Genomic DNA, 15,143 nt, shown 5'->3' with positions numbered 1-15,143 from the left:
CTATATGCGAAATGAGGCCGTCTCGCGGCGGGATCAAGGGGGTTTCGTGCCTAACCTTTGAGCAGGGCCAGGGCCTGGGCATGGGTTTCCGGATCGCCCGACGCCAAAACCCGGTCCCCGGAGGTGATGGAGAGGGGGGCGCCCTGCCAATCGGTCATGAGCCCACCGGCGGCGGTGACCACGGGGGCGAGGGCGGCATAATCGTAGATTTTCAGCCCTGCCTCGCAGACCACATCGGCGAAGCCCAGGGCCACCAGCCCATAGGCGTAACAGTCGCAGCCGTAGCGCCGCAGCTTGGCCTTGGCCCGCAGGCGTTCGAAGGCGGCGGCGTCCTCGGGCCGGGAGAAGAGTTCCACGGCTGTGGTGTAGAGCGCCGCCTTGTCCAGGGTGGGGCAGGGGCGGCAGTGGACGGACGCACCATTGAAGGTCGTCGGCAGACCCAGGCCACCAATCCAGCGCTCGTTGATTACCGGTTGATTGATGAGCCCCAGGATCGGCTTTCCCTTCCGGCACAGGCCGATCAGGGTGCCGAAGGAGGGTTTGCCGGTGATGAAGGCCCCCGTTCCGTCAATGGGATCGAGGACCCAGACATAGTCCGCGTCCTCATTCTCCCGTCCGTATTCCTCGCCAATGATGCCATGGTCGGGGAAGGTCCGGCCGATCAGGGCACGCATGGCGGCCTCGGCGCCCCGGTCGGCTTCCGTCACCGGCGAGGCATCGGCCTTGTCGTCCACGGCGATGGGCTTGCGGAACAGGGGGCGAATGACCGCAGCGGAGACCTCCGCCAAGTCGTGGGCCAATTGGATGAAGGCGGGATCCATGGGGGGCTCGGCGGACGCAAGGGACACGGGGAGGGCACTCCGGCGGTGACGAGGTGGGTTTGAACCTTTGGAAGGTACCCGTCTCTGGGGCGGGAGGAAAGGGCGCAAGAGAGGGGCTGCTTGCTCCGTCCCTCTGGATGTCCGCTTCTTGACCCCTTGCCGCGCCCGTGTTTGCTATTTGGTCTCTGGGTTTTCAGATAACTTGGCTTCAGGTCTTCCAGACAAGGAGAGTGGGTGATGGCAATCGGTTCCATGGGGTGGGCGGCGTGGGCTGCCCTCTCCGCTTTTTTCGCGGCCTTGACGGCCATTTTGGCCAAGGTGGGCGTGAACTCCATTGATCCGGATTTGGCAACTTTTCTTCGCACGGTGGTGATTCTGCTGCTGCTGGGCGGAATCCTGCTGGTGGGCGGCCAATGGCGCGAGGCGGCAGCGATCCCGGGGAAGAGCATGCTCTTCCTGGTGCTTTCCGGTTTGGCCACGGGGGCGTCCTGGCTTTGCTATTTTCGCGCGCTGAAACTCGGTGACGCCTCCCGCGTGGCGCCCGTCGACAAGATGAGCGTTGTTCTCGTGGCCGTCTTCGGGGTGGCCTTTCTGGGGGAAAAGCTGGCGCGGATTCATTGGCTCGGGTTGGGGTTCGTCGCTCTTGGTGTCGTTCTGCTGACACGAAAGGGCTGAAAGGCCGCCTCGGGAGGAGAGGCGGCCTTGGGTTAATATCCCAGGGCGTAGGCACCGTAGGCCATGGCCACTGCGGGGGCTGCGGAATAGGCCGTGGCCAGGGCGGCGGACCGGGGAGCCAGGGCGATGGCCGGGAAGAGCGCATCCCCATCATTGGACAGGGCATTGCCCAACAGCGCCGAGAAGGGCACCAATCCGTTCAGGTACAGGGCCGTGACGATGATCTGTGGTCCACAGCCCGGCAACAGGCCCACGGCCACCCCCACCAGGGGCATCACGGGGGCGGCGGTTTCGAACCAGGCGGCCAGATCCACGCCGGTCAAAGTCACGGTCATTTCGTAGGCCATGAAGCCGCCGATCACCCAGACGCTGACGAAGTTGGTATCCGCCATCACCGACGCCGTGGCGCTTCTGCACGGCGACTGGGAGGGGGAGGAGGCCGGTCCGGGGACGACGGCGGGACCTCCCCTGACGGACTTCAAAGACCACATGGCCAGGATGACCAGCGATCCGGTCACGCCCAGGGACTTGGTGACACTCAGGTTGGACAGCGGTCCCATGAACGAGTCCGGATTGATTTGAAACGCCAACAGCACCGAGAAGACGCCACCTGGAACCAAAAGGGCCAACCAGATCCGCTCGGTCCACAGGGTCCAGGACGGGCGGGAACCGGATTCGGAGATGGGGGCTTGAGGTTGGGCGGACGGGCTGCCGGTCCGCGACCCCGGAAGGGGGGAGGTGCGCGCCGAGAGGTCGGGGTGCAGGGTGTCAACCAGATATCCCATGGCCGTTCCCGACAGAAGACCCAAACCAATGACCAGCAGGGCGGTTGTGGGCTCGCGGGCCAGCAAAAGGAAGGCCGCGTCGCCCATGGTCGCGGTCAATGTGGCAACCAACGCGCCCAGACTCGACCGTCCCAGGGTGAACTGGGTGGTGACGATGATGGCACCCCCACATCCGGGGAAGGCGCCGAGAAGGGCCGCAATGGGGACCGCCCAGGCCCGGCGGCGGGTCATCAGCTCTCCCAGGTCGATGCCGAGCCCCCGTTCCATCCAATGGACCAGGAACAGCGTGCCTGCAACGAAGGTGGCGACGGACAAATAGGCGTCGGACAGGGCGGTGCGCGCCGCTTCTCCCGCTGGCGTGTCAGACAGGGCAAGGGCAACGACCAGCGCCAGAACGGCCGGACGCCAGGGGATTCGCACGGTTTTTGCGGCCGATTGCGCCGATTTCCAGGACTGAAGCACCAATGTTGTCATCGTCTCATCTCCTCTACCCGGTTGGATTGCATCCCCGGGCTCTTTGACAATATAATAATGCGACTTATTCGCAATCATGACGAGGAAATTGTTTTTGCTTAATCAATCGATTCAATCGATCGGTGTTCTGCGCCTGGACTTGCGCCTGGAATCGTTACGGTGTTCCGTGCATGATCCCTCAGCTCGTGATCCCGAGCTGCGTCCCCCGTGCCTGGAGTCCCTAACCGATGTCCTCCCCGATTGTTGTCATTCCCGCTCGCATGGCCTCCACCCGTTTGCCGGGCAAGCCCCTTGCCGATATTGGTGGCGTCCCCATGATTGTTCAGGTCTGGCGCCGCGCCATGGAAGCGGATGTCGGCCCGGTTCTTGTGGCTGTGGCCGAAGAGGAGATCGCCGCAGCGGTGCGGGACCATGGGGGGGAAGCGATTCTGACCAACCCGGATCTGCCGTCCGGCTCCGACCGGGTGATGCGGGCCGTTCGCGCCTATGATCCGAACCGCCGCTACGATGTGGTGGTGAATGTTCAAGGGGACCTGCCCACCCTGGATCCCAAGTTGATCCACGCGGCCTTGGAGTGCCTGGACAGTGATCCCTCTATCCACCTGTCCACCCTGATTTGCGAGATCACCCGGCCGGAGGAGAGGGAGAACCCGAATGTGGTCAAGGCCATTGTCGGTCTGGCGCCCGGTCAGACCATGGGCCGCGCCCTCTATTTCACCCGGGCCATGGCGCCGACGGGAGAGGGACCACTGTACCACCATATCGGTCTTTATGCCTTCCGCCGGACCGCGTTGAGGGCTTTCATCTCCCTGCCACCCGCCGTGTTGGAGCAGCGCGAGAAGCTGGAGCAGTTGCGCGCGTTGGAGAACCACATGCGGGTTGAGGCTGCCCTCGTTGACACCGTTCCGCTGGGTGTCGATACTCCCGCAGATCTTGAGCGGGCGCGGACCCTGTTGGCCTGACCGCACCCATCCGGGTCATTCCCGGATTGATCCTGATCCGGAATTGTCTTTCGCCTTCAGGCCTATTCATCTGGGGTATTCATGTCCGATCCGAAGAACACCGTGGCCTTCCAGGGCCTGCCCGGCGCCTATTCTCATATGGCCGCGACCAAGCTGTTCCCCTCAATGGAGGTGCTGCCCTGCGCGGCCTTTGAGGATGCTTTTGCTGCGGTGCGCGAGGGACACGCCCTCTATGCGGTGTTGCCCATCGAGAATTCCGTGGCGGGGCGGGTGGCCGATATTCACCACCTGATGCCCGATTCCGGCCTGCATATCATTGATGAATTCTTTCTGAAGGTCAGCCACCACTTCCTTGTGGCGCCAGGGACCAAGCTGGAGGATGTGAAGATCGTTCGCAGCCATGTCCATGCCCTGGGACAATGCCGGAAGTTCATCAAGGAGTACGGCCTCAAGGCGATCGTTCACGCCGACACGGCGGGGGCGGCATCGGAGCTGGCCGAGCACAAGAGCCCGACGGAGGCGGCCATCGCCAGCGAACTGGCCGGGAAGATCTATGGCCTCGACTCCCTGAAGGCCAATATCGAGGACGAAGACCACAACACCACCCGCTTCCTGGTCATGGCCCGGGAAGCCGTGGTGCCCAACCGGGCGGTGGAGACGGTCACGACCTTTGTCTTTCGGGTAAAGAATGTGCCCGCAGCCCTGTACAAGGCCCTGGGCGGCTTCGCCACCAACGGCGTAAACATGACCAAGCTGGAAAGCTATCAGGTGGCAGGTACCTTCGTGGCGGCGCGCTTCTACGCTGATGTGGAAGGCCGTCCAGAAGACGAAGCCCTTGGCCGGGCTTTGGATGAACTGGCTCATTTCACCCACGAACTGAAGATTATGGGAACCTATCCGGCCCATCCCTACCGCTTTGCGGCCCGGCGGGATTTGAAGCGGGATTAAATTAGATCGACCTTATGTGACCTTGTCACGGTGACGCGCTCTCAAGGGGCGTAGGCTCTTTCCATTCGAACGCATGTCCGGTGGCCTCGCTTGGCGAGGTCGGCGGGCGGAACCCTGACTGGAAAGAGAGAGCGTCATGAACAGGAACGTTGGAGGGATCGATCGGATCCTGCGCGCCGTCGTCGGTATTGCCCTGATCGCCCTGGCGGCGACCGGCACGGTGGGGATGTGGGGATACATTGGCGTGGTGCCGTTGGTGACGGCAGCCCTGGGCTGGTGCCCGGCCTATTTGCCCTTCGGCATCAAGACCTGCAAGACCTCCTGATCCCGCCTCAGGCGAGACGGACAAGCCCGGCCCGGAGATTATCCGTGGCCGGGCTTTTTTGTTGGAAAGCGGATCGGAGGGGGATCAATAGGTGGGAATCAAGCGCTTCAGATAGTCCCGTTCCGGCTGGATCCGGGCCGGATCATTGGCCCTGCGTCGCAGTTCGTCCAGAATCTCCCGGGCCCGCTGGGCTTCCGGACCACCGGGAAGCTTGACCCGACCGTTGTTCATGTTCCCCCGCCCCAAGGGGTCCTGGTTCGATTGGGGCTGGCTGCCGGATTGGTTGCCGGGCAGGGGGATCATCATGGGCATGCCCGCCCCCATGGACTGCATCATCGAGCGCATGGCAGATCGGTTGCCCTTGGACAACAGGTCCAGAGCCTGCCCCTGTGCGTTCAGTGCACCGGGAAGGTTCCCCTGTTGCAGCGCATTTCGGGCCTCATCCATGGCCAGGGCGGCGTCCCCCAGATCCTGGGGAATCTGGTTGGTTTTTTCTCCCAATTCCGCAAGCAGAGATTCAAGGCGTTTGGTCAACGCCTCTTGCTGGCGGCTCAGGGCTTCGCTTTCCCCCCCCACCATGGGGGGAGGGGCAGGCAGGGGCAGGCCCAAAAAGTTGGCTCCCTGGTCGCCGGGCATGGGGATGTTGCCCTGTTCGGCCCGGTGTTCCTGATCGCGCTTGAAGGTTTGGTCCATCAGGTCGGACTGATCCTGGCGCAGGGCGTTCAAGGCCTCAGAGAGGGCGCGCATCTCCTCCATGGCCTTGGCCATTTCCGGGGACATGTTCATGGACCGCAGGGAGCGCATCTGGTTCACCATCTGCTCCAACTGGGCGAGCATCTCCTTGACGGCGTCCTTGGCGCCCAGGCGATTCATCTGCTCCATGTCGCGCAGCAATTGGTCCATGGCTCCGGGGTCAAGGGAGGGGGGCATCTCGCCCATCATCGGGGGCATGGGGCCGGTCATCTGGGGAAGGGAGTTCGCCAGCGCCCGGAGCATGGCCGTCATGGCCTCTCGCGCATCGCGTAGCAGGCGGGCTACCTCCTCCTGGCTGGGGTCGCCGGAAAGGGCTTCCTTCAGGCGTTCGTTCAGGCGGTCCAGGTCGGCGGTGGCCCGGGACAGGGTCCCTTCCTCCAGTCGCAGGGCGGCGGACCAGAGCAGGGCGCGCACCCGCTCCACGTCGCTGTCCTCGCGGTATCGGGCCAGATGGAACCGGGCGGTGCGCAGGGCGAGGAAGACGGACAGATTGCCATCCAGGACCTCGGGGCGAATGGTCAGCCCGTCCAAAGCCCTCAGGACGCGCCAATAGGCGTTGGGGTGATCCGTGTAGAGCTTGCGTTGGGCGATGATGGCCTTTGCGATCGGATGGGTGAAGACTCGCTCGGGCAGGGTGAACACCTCCGGATCCCCCTGGGTGACGGTGCCCCGGACATCTTCGGCGAGGGGGAACAGCCCCACGGTCCGTCCGGCCCAGCGGTGGGCAGCCAGATCCGGAGTCACCCGGACGGTCAAAGGCCCCTTGGCTCCGGCCCGCACCGGCAGGTCGATGGTCAGGACTTGGTCCTGGTCATCGGGCAAGGGGTCGACGGGGCGGATTTCCACCTTGGCCGAGGCCAACCCATGGTCGTCGGACAGGGTGAGGGACAAGTGGGTCCGTCCCCGGTCATCGCCTCTGGGCGGCTCGGTAAAGGCAATGGTCGGGGGGGCATCGGGGATGATCTCCAGGGCGCGGTCGAGAAGGGTCTCGCCGTCCAGCGTCAGGGTCAGACGTCCGCTTTTGGTCAGCGTTCCTTCGGCCCGCAAGGTGCTGTCATCCAGGGGGGAAAGGGGGAGGCTCTCCGTGCCAAGGAGGATCCTGGCCGTGTTCGCGTCGTCCAGGTTCCGCCCATGAACCATGGCCAGGACGGTTGTCCCTTCCGGTAGGCGCAGGGGGCCCGGGGTATCGTGTCCAGCGGTGTCTCCAGCGCTGGTTTCTTCTGCCGGATCCTGGGCTCGATCCTGGGCTTGGTCCAAGGCTGTGTCGATGCGGGTCGGCGCCTGTCCCGTGTACTCAGGTGGCGTCAGCCAAAGGCGGGCTACGGGAGCGACCCGCTCCGGCAGGACATCGGGGGACAGGAAAGCCGCCAAACGCAGACCGGGATCCCGATATCCGGCGGCGAGACCGACCACCAGGAATAACAGGGGCAAGACCCGCAGACCGCAGGGGTCGCGTTCGGGGATGCGGGGGCGGGGCCAACGGGGCCGCAAGGACCGGGCAGAGCGGGCCATGGATCGGCGATGGGCGCGCCACAACAGGGCCCCGAAGGGGTCGCTGCCCCCAAGGGCAAGGCTGTCTGTGGCTGCGGTCAGGGGGCGATGGTGGGTGTCCTCTCCCGTTTCCAGGAGGTGCCAGGCTTCCTCCCGTCGGGGCCAGCGGAACTGGCGGAGGCCGAAGCCCAGGGCCGCGAGACTTGCCCCAAGGAACAGCAGCAGGAGGGCGAGGTGAACCCAGGGGGGAAGGGCTTCGGTCAACCCGGTGAGTCCGACAGCCAGGGCCGTGCCCAGGATGCAAACCAGACTCCAGAAGGCCCGCCAGAGCCGTTCCCAGACGAGCACAAGCCGACAGGCCGCCAGCCAGCCCCAAGAGACGGGCAGGGACAGAGCGGGGCGGGATGGATGTGCCTGGGTGTCGGCGCGCCCCGGGTGTGTCCCATTGGGGTGGCGCAGGCGGTGATCCCCGGTCTTCTGGGCCATGGGCCTCCCTTTTCTACTTCGCTAAAAAGATGGGGTAAGACACGGGGGGACGGCAAGTCCCAGGATGCCTTTTTCCCGTCCGGCGAGAGGGACTGTTTTTCCGACCTTTGGACAGCGGGGCGGGGCTTTCGTTGACAGGGGGGCTCCCCCGCTCTATCTCTTCGCCGAAGTCCGTCCGGCTCCGCGCCGGAGGTTTGTCCTGCCTGCACCCAACCACGAGCCTCGAGGTACATATGTTCGGCGCCATCGCCCGGCGGATTTTCGGAACCGCGAATGATCGAGTTGTTAAAGGCCTCATGAAGACCGTGGAGGCGATCAACGCGAAGGAGCCGGAGGTTGAAGGCCTGTCCGACGCCGATCTGGTTGCCCGAACGGATTGGTTAAAGGGGCGGCTGGCCAAGGGGGAAACCCTCGACGACATCCTGGTTGACGCCTTCACCACCGTGCGAGAGGCCGCCAAGAGGGCTCTGGGACAGCGCCATTACGATGTGCAGTTGATGGGCGGTTTGGTGCTGCATCAAGGGCGCATCTCCGAAATGCGCACCGGTGAGGGCAAGACCCTGGTGGCGACCCTGCCCGTCTACCTGAACGCCTTGTCGGGCAAGGGTGTGCATGTGGTGACGGTCAATGATTACCTCGCCAGTCGTGACGCCGAATGGATGGCCCAGGTCTACCGCTTCCTGGGTCTGACCGTGGGCGTCATTGTCCATGACCTGGACGATGCCGAGCGCCGCAAGGCCTACGCCTGCGACGTGACCTACGGCACGAACAACGAGCTGGGCTTCGACTATCTGCGCGATAACATGAAATACCGGCTGGAGGACATGGTCCAACGGCCCTTCAACTTTGCCATTGTCGACGAGGTGGACTCCATCCTGATCGACGAGGCGCGGACGCCGCTGATTATCTCCGGTCCCGCAGAAGATGGCTCTGCCATGTACCGGGCCGTTGACATGCTGATCCCCAAATTGGTGGAGTCCGATTACGAGAAGGACGAGAAGGCCCGCTCCGTCACCTTCACCGAGGAGGGCTCCGAGCATGTCGAGGAGTTGCTGCGTGAGGCGGGATTGCTGGAGGAGGGCAACCTCTATGACTCGCGCAACGTGACCGCCTTGCACCATGCCACCCAGGGACTGCGCGCCCACAAGCTGTTTGACCGGGATGTCCATTACATGGTCCGGGCGGGCAAGGTGGTGATCATCGACGAGTTCACCGGTCGGGCCATGGATGGACGCCGCTTCTCGGAAGGGTTGCATCAGGCCCTGGAGGCCAAGGAGGGGGTGGAGATCAAGCCGGAAAACCAGACTCTGGCGTCGATCACCTTCCAGAACTTCTTCCGCATGTATCCCAAGCTGGCGGGCATGACCGGTACGGCCCTGACCGAGGCAGGAGAATTCGCCGAGATCTACGGGCTGGAGGTCGTGGATATTCCGACCAACCGGAATTTGGCGCGCAAGGATTACGATGATGAGGTCTACCGCTCCGCCAAGGAAAAGTATGACGCCATCGTTGAGTTGATTGCCGAATGTCAGGCGCGGAAGCAGCCTGTTCTGGTGGGGACAACGTCCATCGAGAAGTCCGAATATCTCGCCGAATTGCTGCGTAAAGCCAAGAAGATCGAACCCCAGGTGCTGAACGCCCGGTACCACGAGCAGGAAGCCTTCATCGTTTCCCAGGCCGGTGTGCCTGGTGCCGTGACCATCGCCACCAACATGGCTGGTCGCGGCACGGATATCCAATTGGGCGGCAACTTGGATATGCGCCTGTTACACGAACTGCCCGAGGGAGCCTCCGAGGAGGAGCGCGCCGCCAAGATCGAGGACCTCACCAAGGATATCGCAGCCAAGAAGGCTCAGGCCCTGGAGGCCGGTGGCCTCTATGTGATCGGTACGGAACGCCATGAAAGCCGCCGCATTGACAACCAGTTGCGGGGCCGCTCCGGTCGCCAGGGGGATCCGGGGGCGTCCAAGTTCTTCCTGTCCTTGGAAGACGATCTGATGCGCATTTTCGGGTCAGACCGGATGGAAGGCATGCTGCGCAAACTGGGCCTGGAAGAGGGGGAGGCCATCGTCCACCCCTGGATCAACAAAGCCCTGGAAAAGGCCCAGCAGAAGGTCGAAGCCCGCAACTTCGACATTCGGAAAAACCTGCTGAAGTTCGACGACGTGATGAACGACCAGCGTAAGGTGGTCTACGAACAGCGGCGTGAACTGATGGACGCCAAGGATGTCCAGGAAACCGTGGCCGATATGCGCCATGAGATTGTTGAGAATAAGGTGACCGCCCACATGCCTCCGAAGGCCATGCCCGAGGAGTGGGACGCCAAGGGACTGCATGACGAATTGGGTCGTCTGCTGGGGTTGGATCTGCCCATCGTCGATTGGGCCGAGGAGGAAGGGATCGCCAACGAGGAAATCCTGGAGCGGGTGATTAAGGCCAGCGACGAGAAAATGGCGGCCAAAGCGGCCGAATACGGCCCAGAAGTCCTGCGTATGGTGGAAAAAAGCCTGCTTCTCCAGATCCTCGACTCCATGTGGAAGGAGCATCTTCTTCACCTGGAGCAGTTGCGGCAGAGCATCGGTCTGCGGTCCTATGCCCAACGGGATCCGTTGAACGAGTACAAATCCGAATCCTTTGAAATGTTCCAGACAATGCTGTCTGACCTGCGGGAGCGGGTGACAGGCGTTCTTTGCAACATTCAGCTTCGCATGGAAGAGCCCCCGCCCCCGCCCCCGCCGGAACCTCAGGGCCAGTTGGTGCATGAGGAGCCTGAGGCTCAGGTGGGGGGAGGTGGCGTTCCCGGTGTGGCCGCGCCGATGTCGGCCCGCGCCAATACATCGCCGGAAGATCGTGATCCCAACCGACCCGAAACATGGGGTAAGGTATCCCGGAACGAGGCCTGCCCCTGTGGGTCGGGCAAAAAGTACAAACATTGCCATGGACTGATCTAACCTGGGGCGGCTCTTGGCCATCTGATAGGCTGGTGAGGGACGCCGTGGTTGGACAAGGGAAGAGCGCGGATGACGGATCAGGGGGCCGATGATCAGGATGACGGAAGCCGTTTCTCTGCCTTGGTGGGGGAGCAGGTCAATTTCTGGGAAATCATCGACCTATCCGACAAGCATCATATCGATCGCGTTGTGGCTTTGGCGGTGTCTGCCTACCAGGGCAAATTGGTGGATGCGCGCCCGGGCATGTTGCTGGACTTCCTGACCCATGCGGTTCCGCTGGTCCGGAAGTCCTCGTCCCAGCTGATGCAGGATATTTTTGCCAGCTTTGCCGTCGGGGACCGCGCCCCTTTGACGTTCTTGGAATTCGGTGCGTCCGATGGCGTGTATATGTCAAATAGCCTGATGCTTGACCGGGACATGGGCTGGACTGGCGTGTTGTCTGAACCGAGCATCTACTGGCATGAGGCGTTGCGGGGCAATCGGCCCAAAGCGCGGATTCTCACGGAATGCGTTTGGCGGGCCACGGGAGAACAGCTGGAGTTCTTCGAGTCTGAATGCGCTCCCCTGTCTACCCTGGCTAACTATCGCTATTCCGACGCAGGATATTTACCGGGTAATTCAAAGGAACGGAACACGTCGGGCCGGAGTATCCAAGTGGAAAGCTTGTCCTTGAATGATCTCGTGGATCGCGAGTTCGGCGGGGAAGCCCCCAGCTATATCTCCCTTGATACCGAAGGGAGTGAATACGAAATTCTGAAGGCCTTCGATTTTGGTCGCTTTCGGCCTATTGTCCTGACCGTCGAGCATAATTTCACGGACGAACAGAGGTTAATCGACGGTTTAATGGAAGGGGCGGGATACCTGCGGGTATTCCGGAATCTGACGGCCTTTGATGCGTGGTACATGCGTGCAGACCTGAATGTCTGGGCGGAGGAGAAGTAAAGGGGGCCTCCAACATGGGGACGCGCCGGTTCATGATCATGGAAAGAGTCCTACCAGGTACTGGGAATTCTTGTGTCGTCCATGCCGACAGCGTTAGACTCCTGATACACCCGTGAACAAAGGGATCGGTCATGGAAGCCAGTACAGCGTCGACCTTACAAAGTGCTGCCGCCTTGATGCAGGCACAAAGCAGCATGTTGAAGCAGGGAATCGCGGCGGAGCAAAATGCAGTCGTCCTGCTTGACCGGGGTGTCGCAAACACTCAGGCCGTATCGGAAGGCGCAAGCCAACCACCAGCCGGTCCGGGCAAAGGGCAAGTGGTGGATATCAATGCCTGATGGCGGCATTCGCTCGGATGGTGTGGTTTTCTTATTTTGGACGTGATGGGATGTGATCGGGAATGGCGAAGGACCCAACGGGTATTGGTGGCGATTTTCGGCGCCCGTCCTCCGTTCCTGGCCCAGGCTCCCGAGCTGGACGCACACAAGGGACCGTGCGCCCAACCGATGCTGCCGGACGGACAAGGGCACGGTCACCCGTAGATGCGGTGGAGCCTCGCCGGATCACATCTGTTCCCGAAAAAACGATGCGCCCTCGGCCCAAGCGGCTTGATGGGGGCGATTTCGTCAGCCGTTTCGTGGTGGCCGATGGTGTGCGCTATGATCTTGATGCGCCGCGCGGAACCTATGTCAACGTCCTGATCTGACGGGGGAAGCCGTGAGTTCGTTCGTTTCCCCAGAAGAGGAAGATCAGACATTCAGCCTTCGCGTGCCCGACGGCGACGACAGGGAGCGCTTGGTTTGCGACACCTGCGGCTTCGTTCGCTACGACAATCCCAAGATCATCGTCGGTGCCGTTTGCACTTGGGAAGACCGCTTTTTGTTGGTGCGTCGGGCGATTGAACCCCGGGTCGGCTATTGGGCCATGCCTGCCGGGTATATGGAATTGGGTGAGACGACCCAGGACGGTGCCGCCCGGGAGGTCTGGGAGGAGGCAAAGGCTCGTATCCGTGTGGGGCCTCTGCTGGCGATCTATAATTTGGCCCGAATCAGTCAGGTCCAATTGATCTATCGGGCAGAGATGCTGTCCCCCGACCACGCCCCAGGGATCGAAAGTCAGGAGACAATTCTGGTGCCCTGGAACGATATTCCCTGGAACCATCTGGCCTATCCTACTGTGGATTGGGCCTTGCGGCAGTATCGGGACACGGCGCATTTGGACGCTTTCCCACCGATGGGGAACCTGGAAGCCCGGTAGGATCGATTTTCCGGTTTATGGAAATAAGGTTGATGTTCCGATTTCCGGAACAAGGGTGATTTCCACCCGTTCCTTCCCCCCGCCGATGTTTTTCCGCTTCAAGCGAATCCGCCCGATTTCTCCGGTTCGACGGAGGTGGGTACCGCCACAGGGGACCTGGGCGAATCCCTCTATGCTCCAAAAGCGGCGGAGGGCGGATTCGTCGGAAAAGGTGCTGGTGATGGGGGCATCGGCATCCACAAGGGCGTCGAACCGGGCAAGAATGTCTGGAAAAGTGGGGGCTATGCTTCCCTCGAACAGGAAATCAATGCGTGCCTTGGTTTCAGCGATATGGGCGCCGATCTTTTCCAAGCCTGGAAAGGCTTTATAATACAGTTCCAGAACGATTTCCGCTGCGAAATGGAGGCGCATCAGCGCGTAGCGTCGGGGCCAGTCGATGAGGGTGGTGACCAGATCACCTGCGGCAAAGGGAGGAGGTTCGGCGAGCGTATAGACGATGTCAGGCCCCAGGATTTCGGCATGGATCACGGGAAACCCATCGATGCTGCCCCGATCTGATTCCTGCCCTCCGGATTCGGCGAAAAGGATGGTGGCCTCCAGCATGACCTCTGATCCGGTGACGCTGACGACTCGACTGTCCAGCCGGGTTTGATAGGGATCCGTCCAAAACACGCGGTCCATGGATTTTCGCTCCTGTTATCGATCGACTGGCGGCATGGTTTTCAGGCTCCCAAGAACTGCGGTTTCGAAGGGATCGGGGTCGCGTTGCTCGCTGGCCTTGACGGTGGTGAGATAGGCGTTCACGTCTTTTTCCAGGATCGCCATGGTATTGCCTTTCTCCCACCCTTCGTTGGCCCAGGAGATCCGCTCATAATTGGTTCCGAACCATGTGCCGCCGCTGCTGGTTTCCATGACGGCACGCAGGGTGCGCCAGTCCATGCCCAAGCTGTCCGCCGCTGCGAAGGCTCGGCGGACGGCCACCACGGTGCTGGCGGCGACGAAGTTGTTCAACACCTTCACGGTCATACCCGCACCAAGCGGGCCGAGGTGATGGATTGCCTGAGCAAGCGGGGTGAATATGGGCATCAGGGTCTTCGTTGTGGCTTCTGGGCCCCCCATCATGACGGTCAGGGTCCCTTCTTGTGCCGCGATGGGGGCGCCGGAAATGGCGGCATCTATGGCGATCGCGTCCGGTGGGAGACCTGCGGCGATTTCAAGGACATCGACTGGTGCCAGGGTGGAGCAAATGATGAAGACTCGGGGATAGGGAGACGTCGTAAACAGTCCGCCTTCTCCGAAGCAAAGGGTTTCTGTTTCTGCCCGATCTCGCACGACGGATAGAATCACCGGACAGTGCGCGGCCATTTCCCGGGGGGAGGGGAGCATGCGGGATGCAAAATCACCGAATTGATCTAAGGGTTTAATGTCCAATCCCCAGACGTCGAGACCAGCGCTTGCCAAGCGGCAGGCCATGGGCAGGCCCATGGCGCCACATCCGGCGATACCGATACTGGCGGTTGGTATTTGATTCTCCAAAAGTCTACTCCTTGCATGGTATTCTTGGCGAGACAGTCGATCTTCTATTGGTTAACATGACACTTCTGGTGTTTGGAATGCCAGGATCGGACGGAATGGAACCGCAGGGACTGCACCCTGGGAAGTTCATGGGAATATAGTGGGGGCATGGGCGATTACGACGTCTTTCGCGAAAAGGTTCAGGGTCGGAATATAAACCCCGAAACACTACTTGCGACCGACTATCTCAATCATTTCAATGAAGTTATCATGCTCCTCGAAATGGTGCCGGATATGCCCGACATTCTCGAGGATTGTAAGGAATGGCGCCCGAAGTCCTACCAGGCCCATTTTCGCGACAGTAGCTTTTCCGACAAGGACTTGGCTATTGAGGGGTATGAACACGCCCCGGCCCAATACAAGATTCCCTTCGAAGAAACTCTTGAGCAGATGAATTTCATCGCCGTCCAATCCATTGCCCGCGTTGAGCAAGCTTTGGCGGAAGGCAATATGGACGTGGGCTCGGAACGGGCGCGGGCCGCCAGCCGCAACCTGCAGAAGCTCATGGATGTGGCGAGTTCCATCATCCACGGTGCCCAGAAGACGATGCATCAGTCTGAAATCGACGCTATGTTGGATTTGTAGCGTTCGATTGACGGGAAAGGGAGCCTTTCTCTCTCCGACTACCCTACCTCGGGTGGATTGGCGTCATCGCCTGTGAAGGAGGTGTAACTTGGCGAGTCAAAATCTCGATGTTT

14 protein-coding genes are annotated in these 15,143 nt (G+C 61.6%); 9 read left to right on the top strand and 5 right to left on the bottom strand.

Annotated elements, in window-relative coordinates; all coding sequences use genetic code 11:
* Positions 1 to 50: 50 nt before the first annotated feature.
* Positions 51 to 821: a histidinol-phosphatase gene (hisN, locus tag ACLIRY_RS05060; protein WP_413204774.1), complete on the bottom strand. Its 771-nt coding sequence runs from the start codon at positions 819 to 821 to the stop codon at positions 51 to 53.
* 243 nt (positions 822 to 1,064) lie between these two features.
* On the opposite strand from hisN, the gene ACLIRY_RS05055 reads away from it, so the two are divergent.
* Complete coding sequence (locus tag ACLIRY_RS05055; RefSeq protein ID WP_413204773.1) at positions 1,065 to 1,496, top strand: EamA family transporter; 432 nt, start codon at positions 1,065 to 1,067, stop codon at positions 1,494 to 1,496.
* Between the two features lie 32 nt (positions 1,497 to 1,528).
* Here ACLIRY_RS05055 and ACLIRY_RS05050 read toward each other — a convergent pair whose 3' ends face one another.
* Complete coding sequence (locus ACLIRY_RS05050) at positions 1,529 to 2,755, bottom strand: putative manganese transporter (protein ID WP_413204273.1); 1,227 nt, start codon at positions 2,753 to 2,755, stop codon at positions 1,529 to 1,531.
* A 227-nt stretch (positions 2,756 to 2,982) separates the two neighbouring features.
* Between ACLIRY_RS05050 and ACLIRY_RS05045 the strand changes: the two genes are divergently transcribed.
* From ACLIRY_RS05045 to ACLIRY_RS05035, 3 genes are all read left to right on the top strand, one after another.
* Complete coding sequence (locus ACLIRY_RS05045) at positions 2,983 to 3,717, top strand: 3-deoxy-manno-octulosonate cytidylyltransferase (protein WP_413204272.1); 735 nt, start codon at positions 2,983 to 2,985, stop codon at positions 3,715 to 3,717.
* A gap of 81 nt (positions 3,718 to 3,798) precedes the next feature.
* Positions 3,799 to 4,665 (top strand): prephenate dehydratase, encoded by an 867-nt coding sequence (locus ACLIRY_RS05040; protein WP_413204271.1) that lies wholly within the window; start codon positions 3,799 to 3,801, stop codon positions 4,663 to 4,665.
* A 136-nt stretch (positions 4,666 to 4,801) separates the two neighbouring features.
* Entirely contained in the window at positions 4,802 to 4,990 is a 189-nt protein-coding gene (locus ACLIRY_RS05035; RefSeq protein WP_413204270.1) for a DUF2892 domain-containing protein, read from the top strand.
* Between the two features lie 84 nt (positions 4,991 to 5,074).
* Here ACLIRY_RS05035 and ACLIRY_RS05030 read toward each other — a convergent pair whose 3' ends face one another.
* The gene (locus ACLIRY_RS05030) at positions 5,075 to 7,720 is read right to left on the bottom strand and encodes a TIGR02302 family protein (RefSeq protein ID WP_413204269.1); all 2,646 of its coding nucleotides are present in this window, start codon (positions 7,718 to 7,720) and stop codon (positions 5,075 to 5,077) included.
* A gap of 233 nt (positions 7,721 to 7,953) precedes the next feature.
* On the opposite strand from ACLIRY_RS05030, the gene secA reads away from it, so the two are divergent.
* The 4 genes from secA (at position 7,954) to ACLIRY_RS05010 (ending at position 12,870) form a co-directional block, all read left to right on the top strand.
* Positions 7,954 to 10,671, top strand: a complete 2,718-nt coding sequence (gene secA, locus ACLIRY_RS05025) for a preprotein translocase subunit SecA (RefSeq protein ID WP_413204268.1) — start codon at positions 7,954 to 7,956, stop codon at positions 10,669 to 10,671.
* Between the two features lie 69 nt (positions 10,672 to 10,740).
* Positions 10,741 to 11,613: an FkbM family methyltransferase gene (locus tag ACLIRY_RS05020; RefSeq protein WP_413204267.1), complete on the top strand. Its 873-nt coding sequence runs from the start codon at positions 10,741 to 10,743 to the stop codon at positions 11,611 to 11,613.
* Positions 11,614 to 11,744: 131 nt separating this feature from the next.
* Positions 11,745 to 11,951, top strand: coding sequence for a hypothetical protein (locus ACLIRY_RS05015; RefSeq protein WP_413204266.1), 207 nt, complete (start codon positions 11,745 to 11,747; stop codon positions 11,949 to 11,951).
* A 379-nt stretch (positions 11,952 to 12,330) separates the two neighbouring features.
* Entirely contained in the window at positions 12,331 to 12,870 is a 540-nt protein-coding gene (locus ACLIRY_RS05010; protein WP_413204265.1) for an NUDIX hydrolase, read from the top strand.
* A gap of 15 nt (positions 12,871 to 12,885) precedes the next feature.
* On the opposite strand, the gene ACLIRY_RS05005 is transcribed toward ACLIRY_RS05010, so the two are convergent.
* Together ACLIRY_RS05005 and ACLIRY_RS05000 are read right to left on the bottom strand one after the other, a co-directional pair.
* Positions 12,886 to 13,551 (bottom strand): alanyl-tRNA editing protein, encoded by a 666-nt coding sequence (locus tag ACLIRY_RS05005; RefSeq protein WP_413204264.1) that lies wholly within the window; start codon positions 13,549 to 13,551, stop codon positions 12,886 to 12,888.
* Positions 13,552 to 13,566: 15 nt separating this feature from the next.
* The gene (locus ACLIRY_RS05000; protein ID WP_413204263.1) at positions 13,567 to 14,406 is read right to left on the bottom strand and encodes an NAD(P)-dependent oxidoreductase; all 840 of its coding nucleotides are present in this window, start codon (positions 14,404 to 14,406) and stop codon (positions 13,567 to 13,569) included.
* A gap of 147 nt (positions 14,407 to 14,553) precedes the next feature.
* On the opposite strand from ACLIRY_RS05000, the gene ACLIRY_RS04995 reads away from it, so the two are divergent.
* Positions 14,554 to 15,030, top strand: a complete 477-nt coding sequence (locus ACLIRY_RS04995; RefSeq protein ID WP_413204262.1) for a hypothetical protein — start codon at positions 14,554 to 14,556, stop codon at positions 15,028 to 15,030.
* Positions 15,031 to 15,143: the final 113 nt, after the last annotated feature.

Origin of the sequence: Rhodospirillum sp. A1_3_36 (assembly GCF_047263945.1) — a bacterium.
In the GTDB taxonomy this organism is placed as follows: domain Bacteria; phylum Pseudomonadota; class Alphaproteobacteria; order Rhodospirillales; family Rhodospirillaceae; genus Rhodospirillum.
The sequence above is the reverse complement of the archived record's forward strand: the minus strand, read 5'-3'. Positions and strand labels throughout refer to the sequence as shown.

What these genes read in the sequence shown, in the direction of transcription:
- hisN (WP_413204774.1), bottom strand. Translation starts at nt 821, where the DNA reads ATGGATCCCGCCTTCATCCAATTGGCCCACGACTTGGCGGAGGTCTCC.
- ACLIRY_RS05050 (WP_413204273.1), bottom strand. Translation starts at nt 2,755, where the DNA reads ATGACAACATTGGTGCTTCAGTCCTGGAAATCGGCGCAATCGGCCGCA.
- ACLIRY_RS05045 (WP_413204272.1), top strand. Translation starts at nt 2,983, where the DNA reads ATGTCCTCCCCGATTGTTGTCATTCCCGCTCGCATGGCCTCCACCCGT.
- ACLIRY_RS05040 (WP_413204271.1), top strand. Translation starts at nt 3,799, where the DNA reads ATGTCCGATCCGAAGAACACCGTGGCCTTCCAGGGCCTGCCCGGCGCC.
- ACLIRY_RS05035 (WP_413204270.1), top strand. Translation starts at nt 4,802, where the DNA reads ATGAACAGGAACGTTGGAGGGATCGATCGGATCCTGCGCGCCGTCGTC.
- ACLIRY_RS05030 (WP_413204269.1), bottom strand. Translation starts at nt 7,720, where the DNA reads ATGGCCCAGAAGACCGGGGATCACCGCCTGCGCCACCCCAATGGGACA.
- secA (WP_413204268.1), top strand. Translation starts at nt 7,954, where the DNA reads ATGTTCGGCGCCATCGCCCGGCGGATTTTCGGAACCGCGAATGATCGA.
- ACLIRY_RS05020 (WP_413204267.1), top strand. Translation starts at nt 10,741, where the DNA reads ATGACGGATCAGGGGGCCGATGATCAGGATGACGGAAGCCGTTTCTCT.
- ACLIRY_RS05015 (WP_413204266.1), top strand. Translation starts at nt 11,745, where the DNA reads ATGGAAGCCAGTACAGCGTCGACCTTACAAAGTGCTGCCGCCTTGATG.
- ACLIRY_RS05005 (WP_413204264.1), bottom strand. Translation starts at nt 13,551, where the DNA reads ATGGACCGCGTGTTTTGGACGGATCCCTATCAAACCCGGCTGGACAGT.
- ACLIRY_RS04995 (WP_413204262.1), top strand. Translation starts at nt 14,554, where the DNA reads ATGGGCGATTACGACGTCTTTCGCGAAAAGGTTCAGGGTCGGAATATA.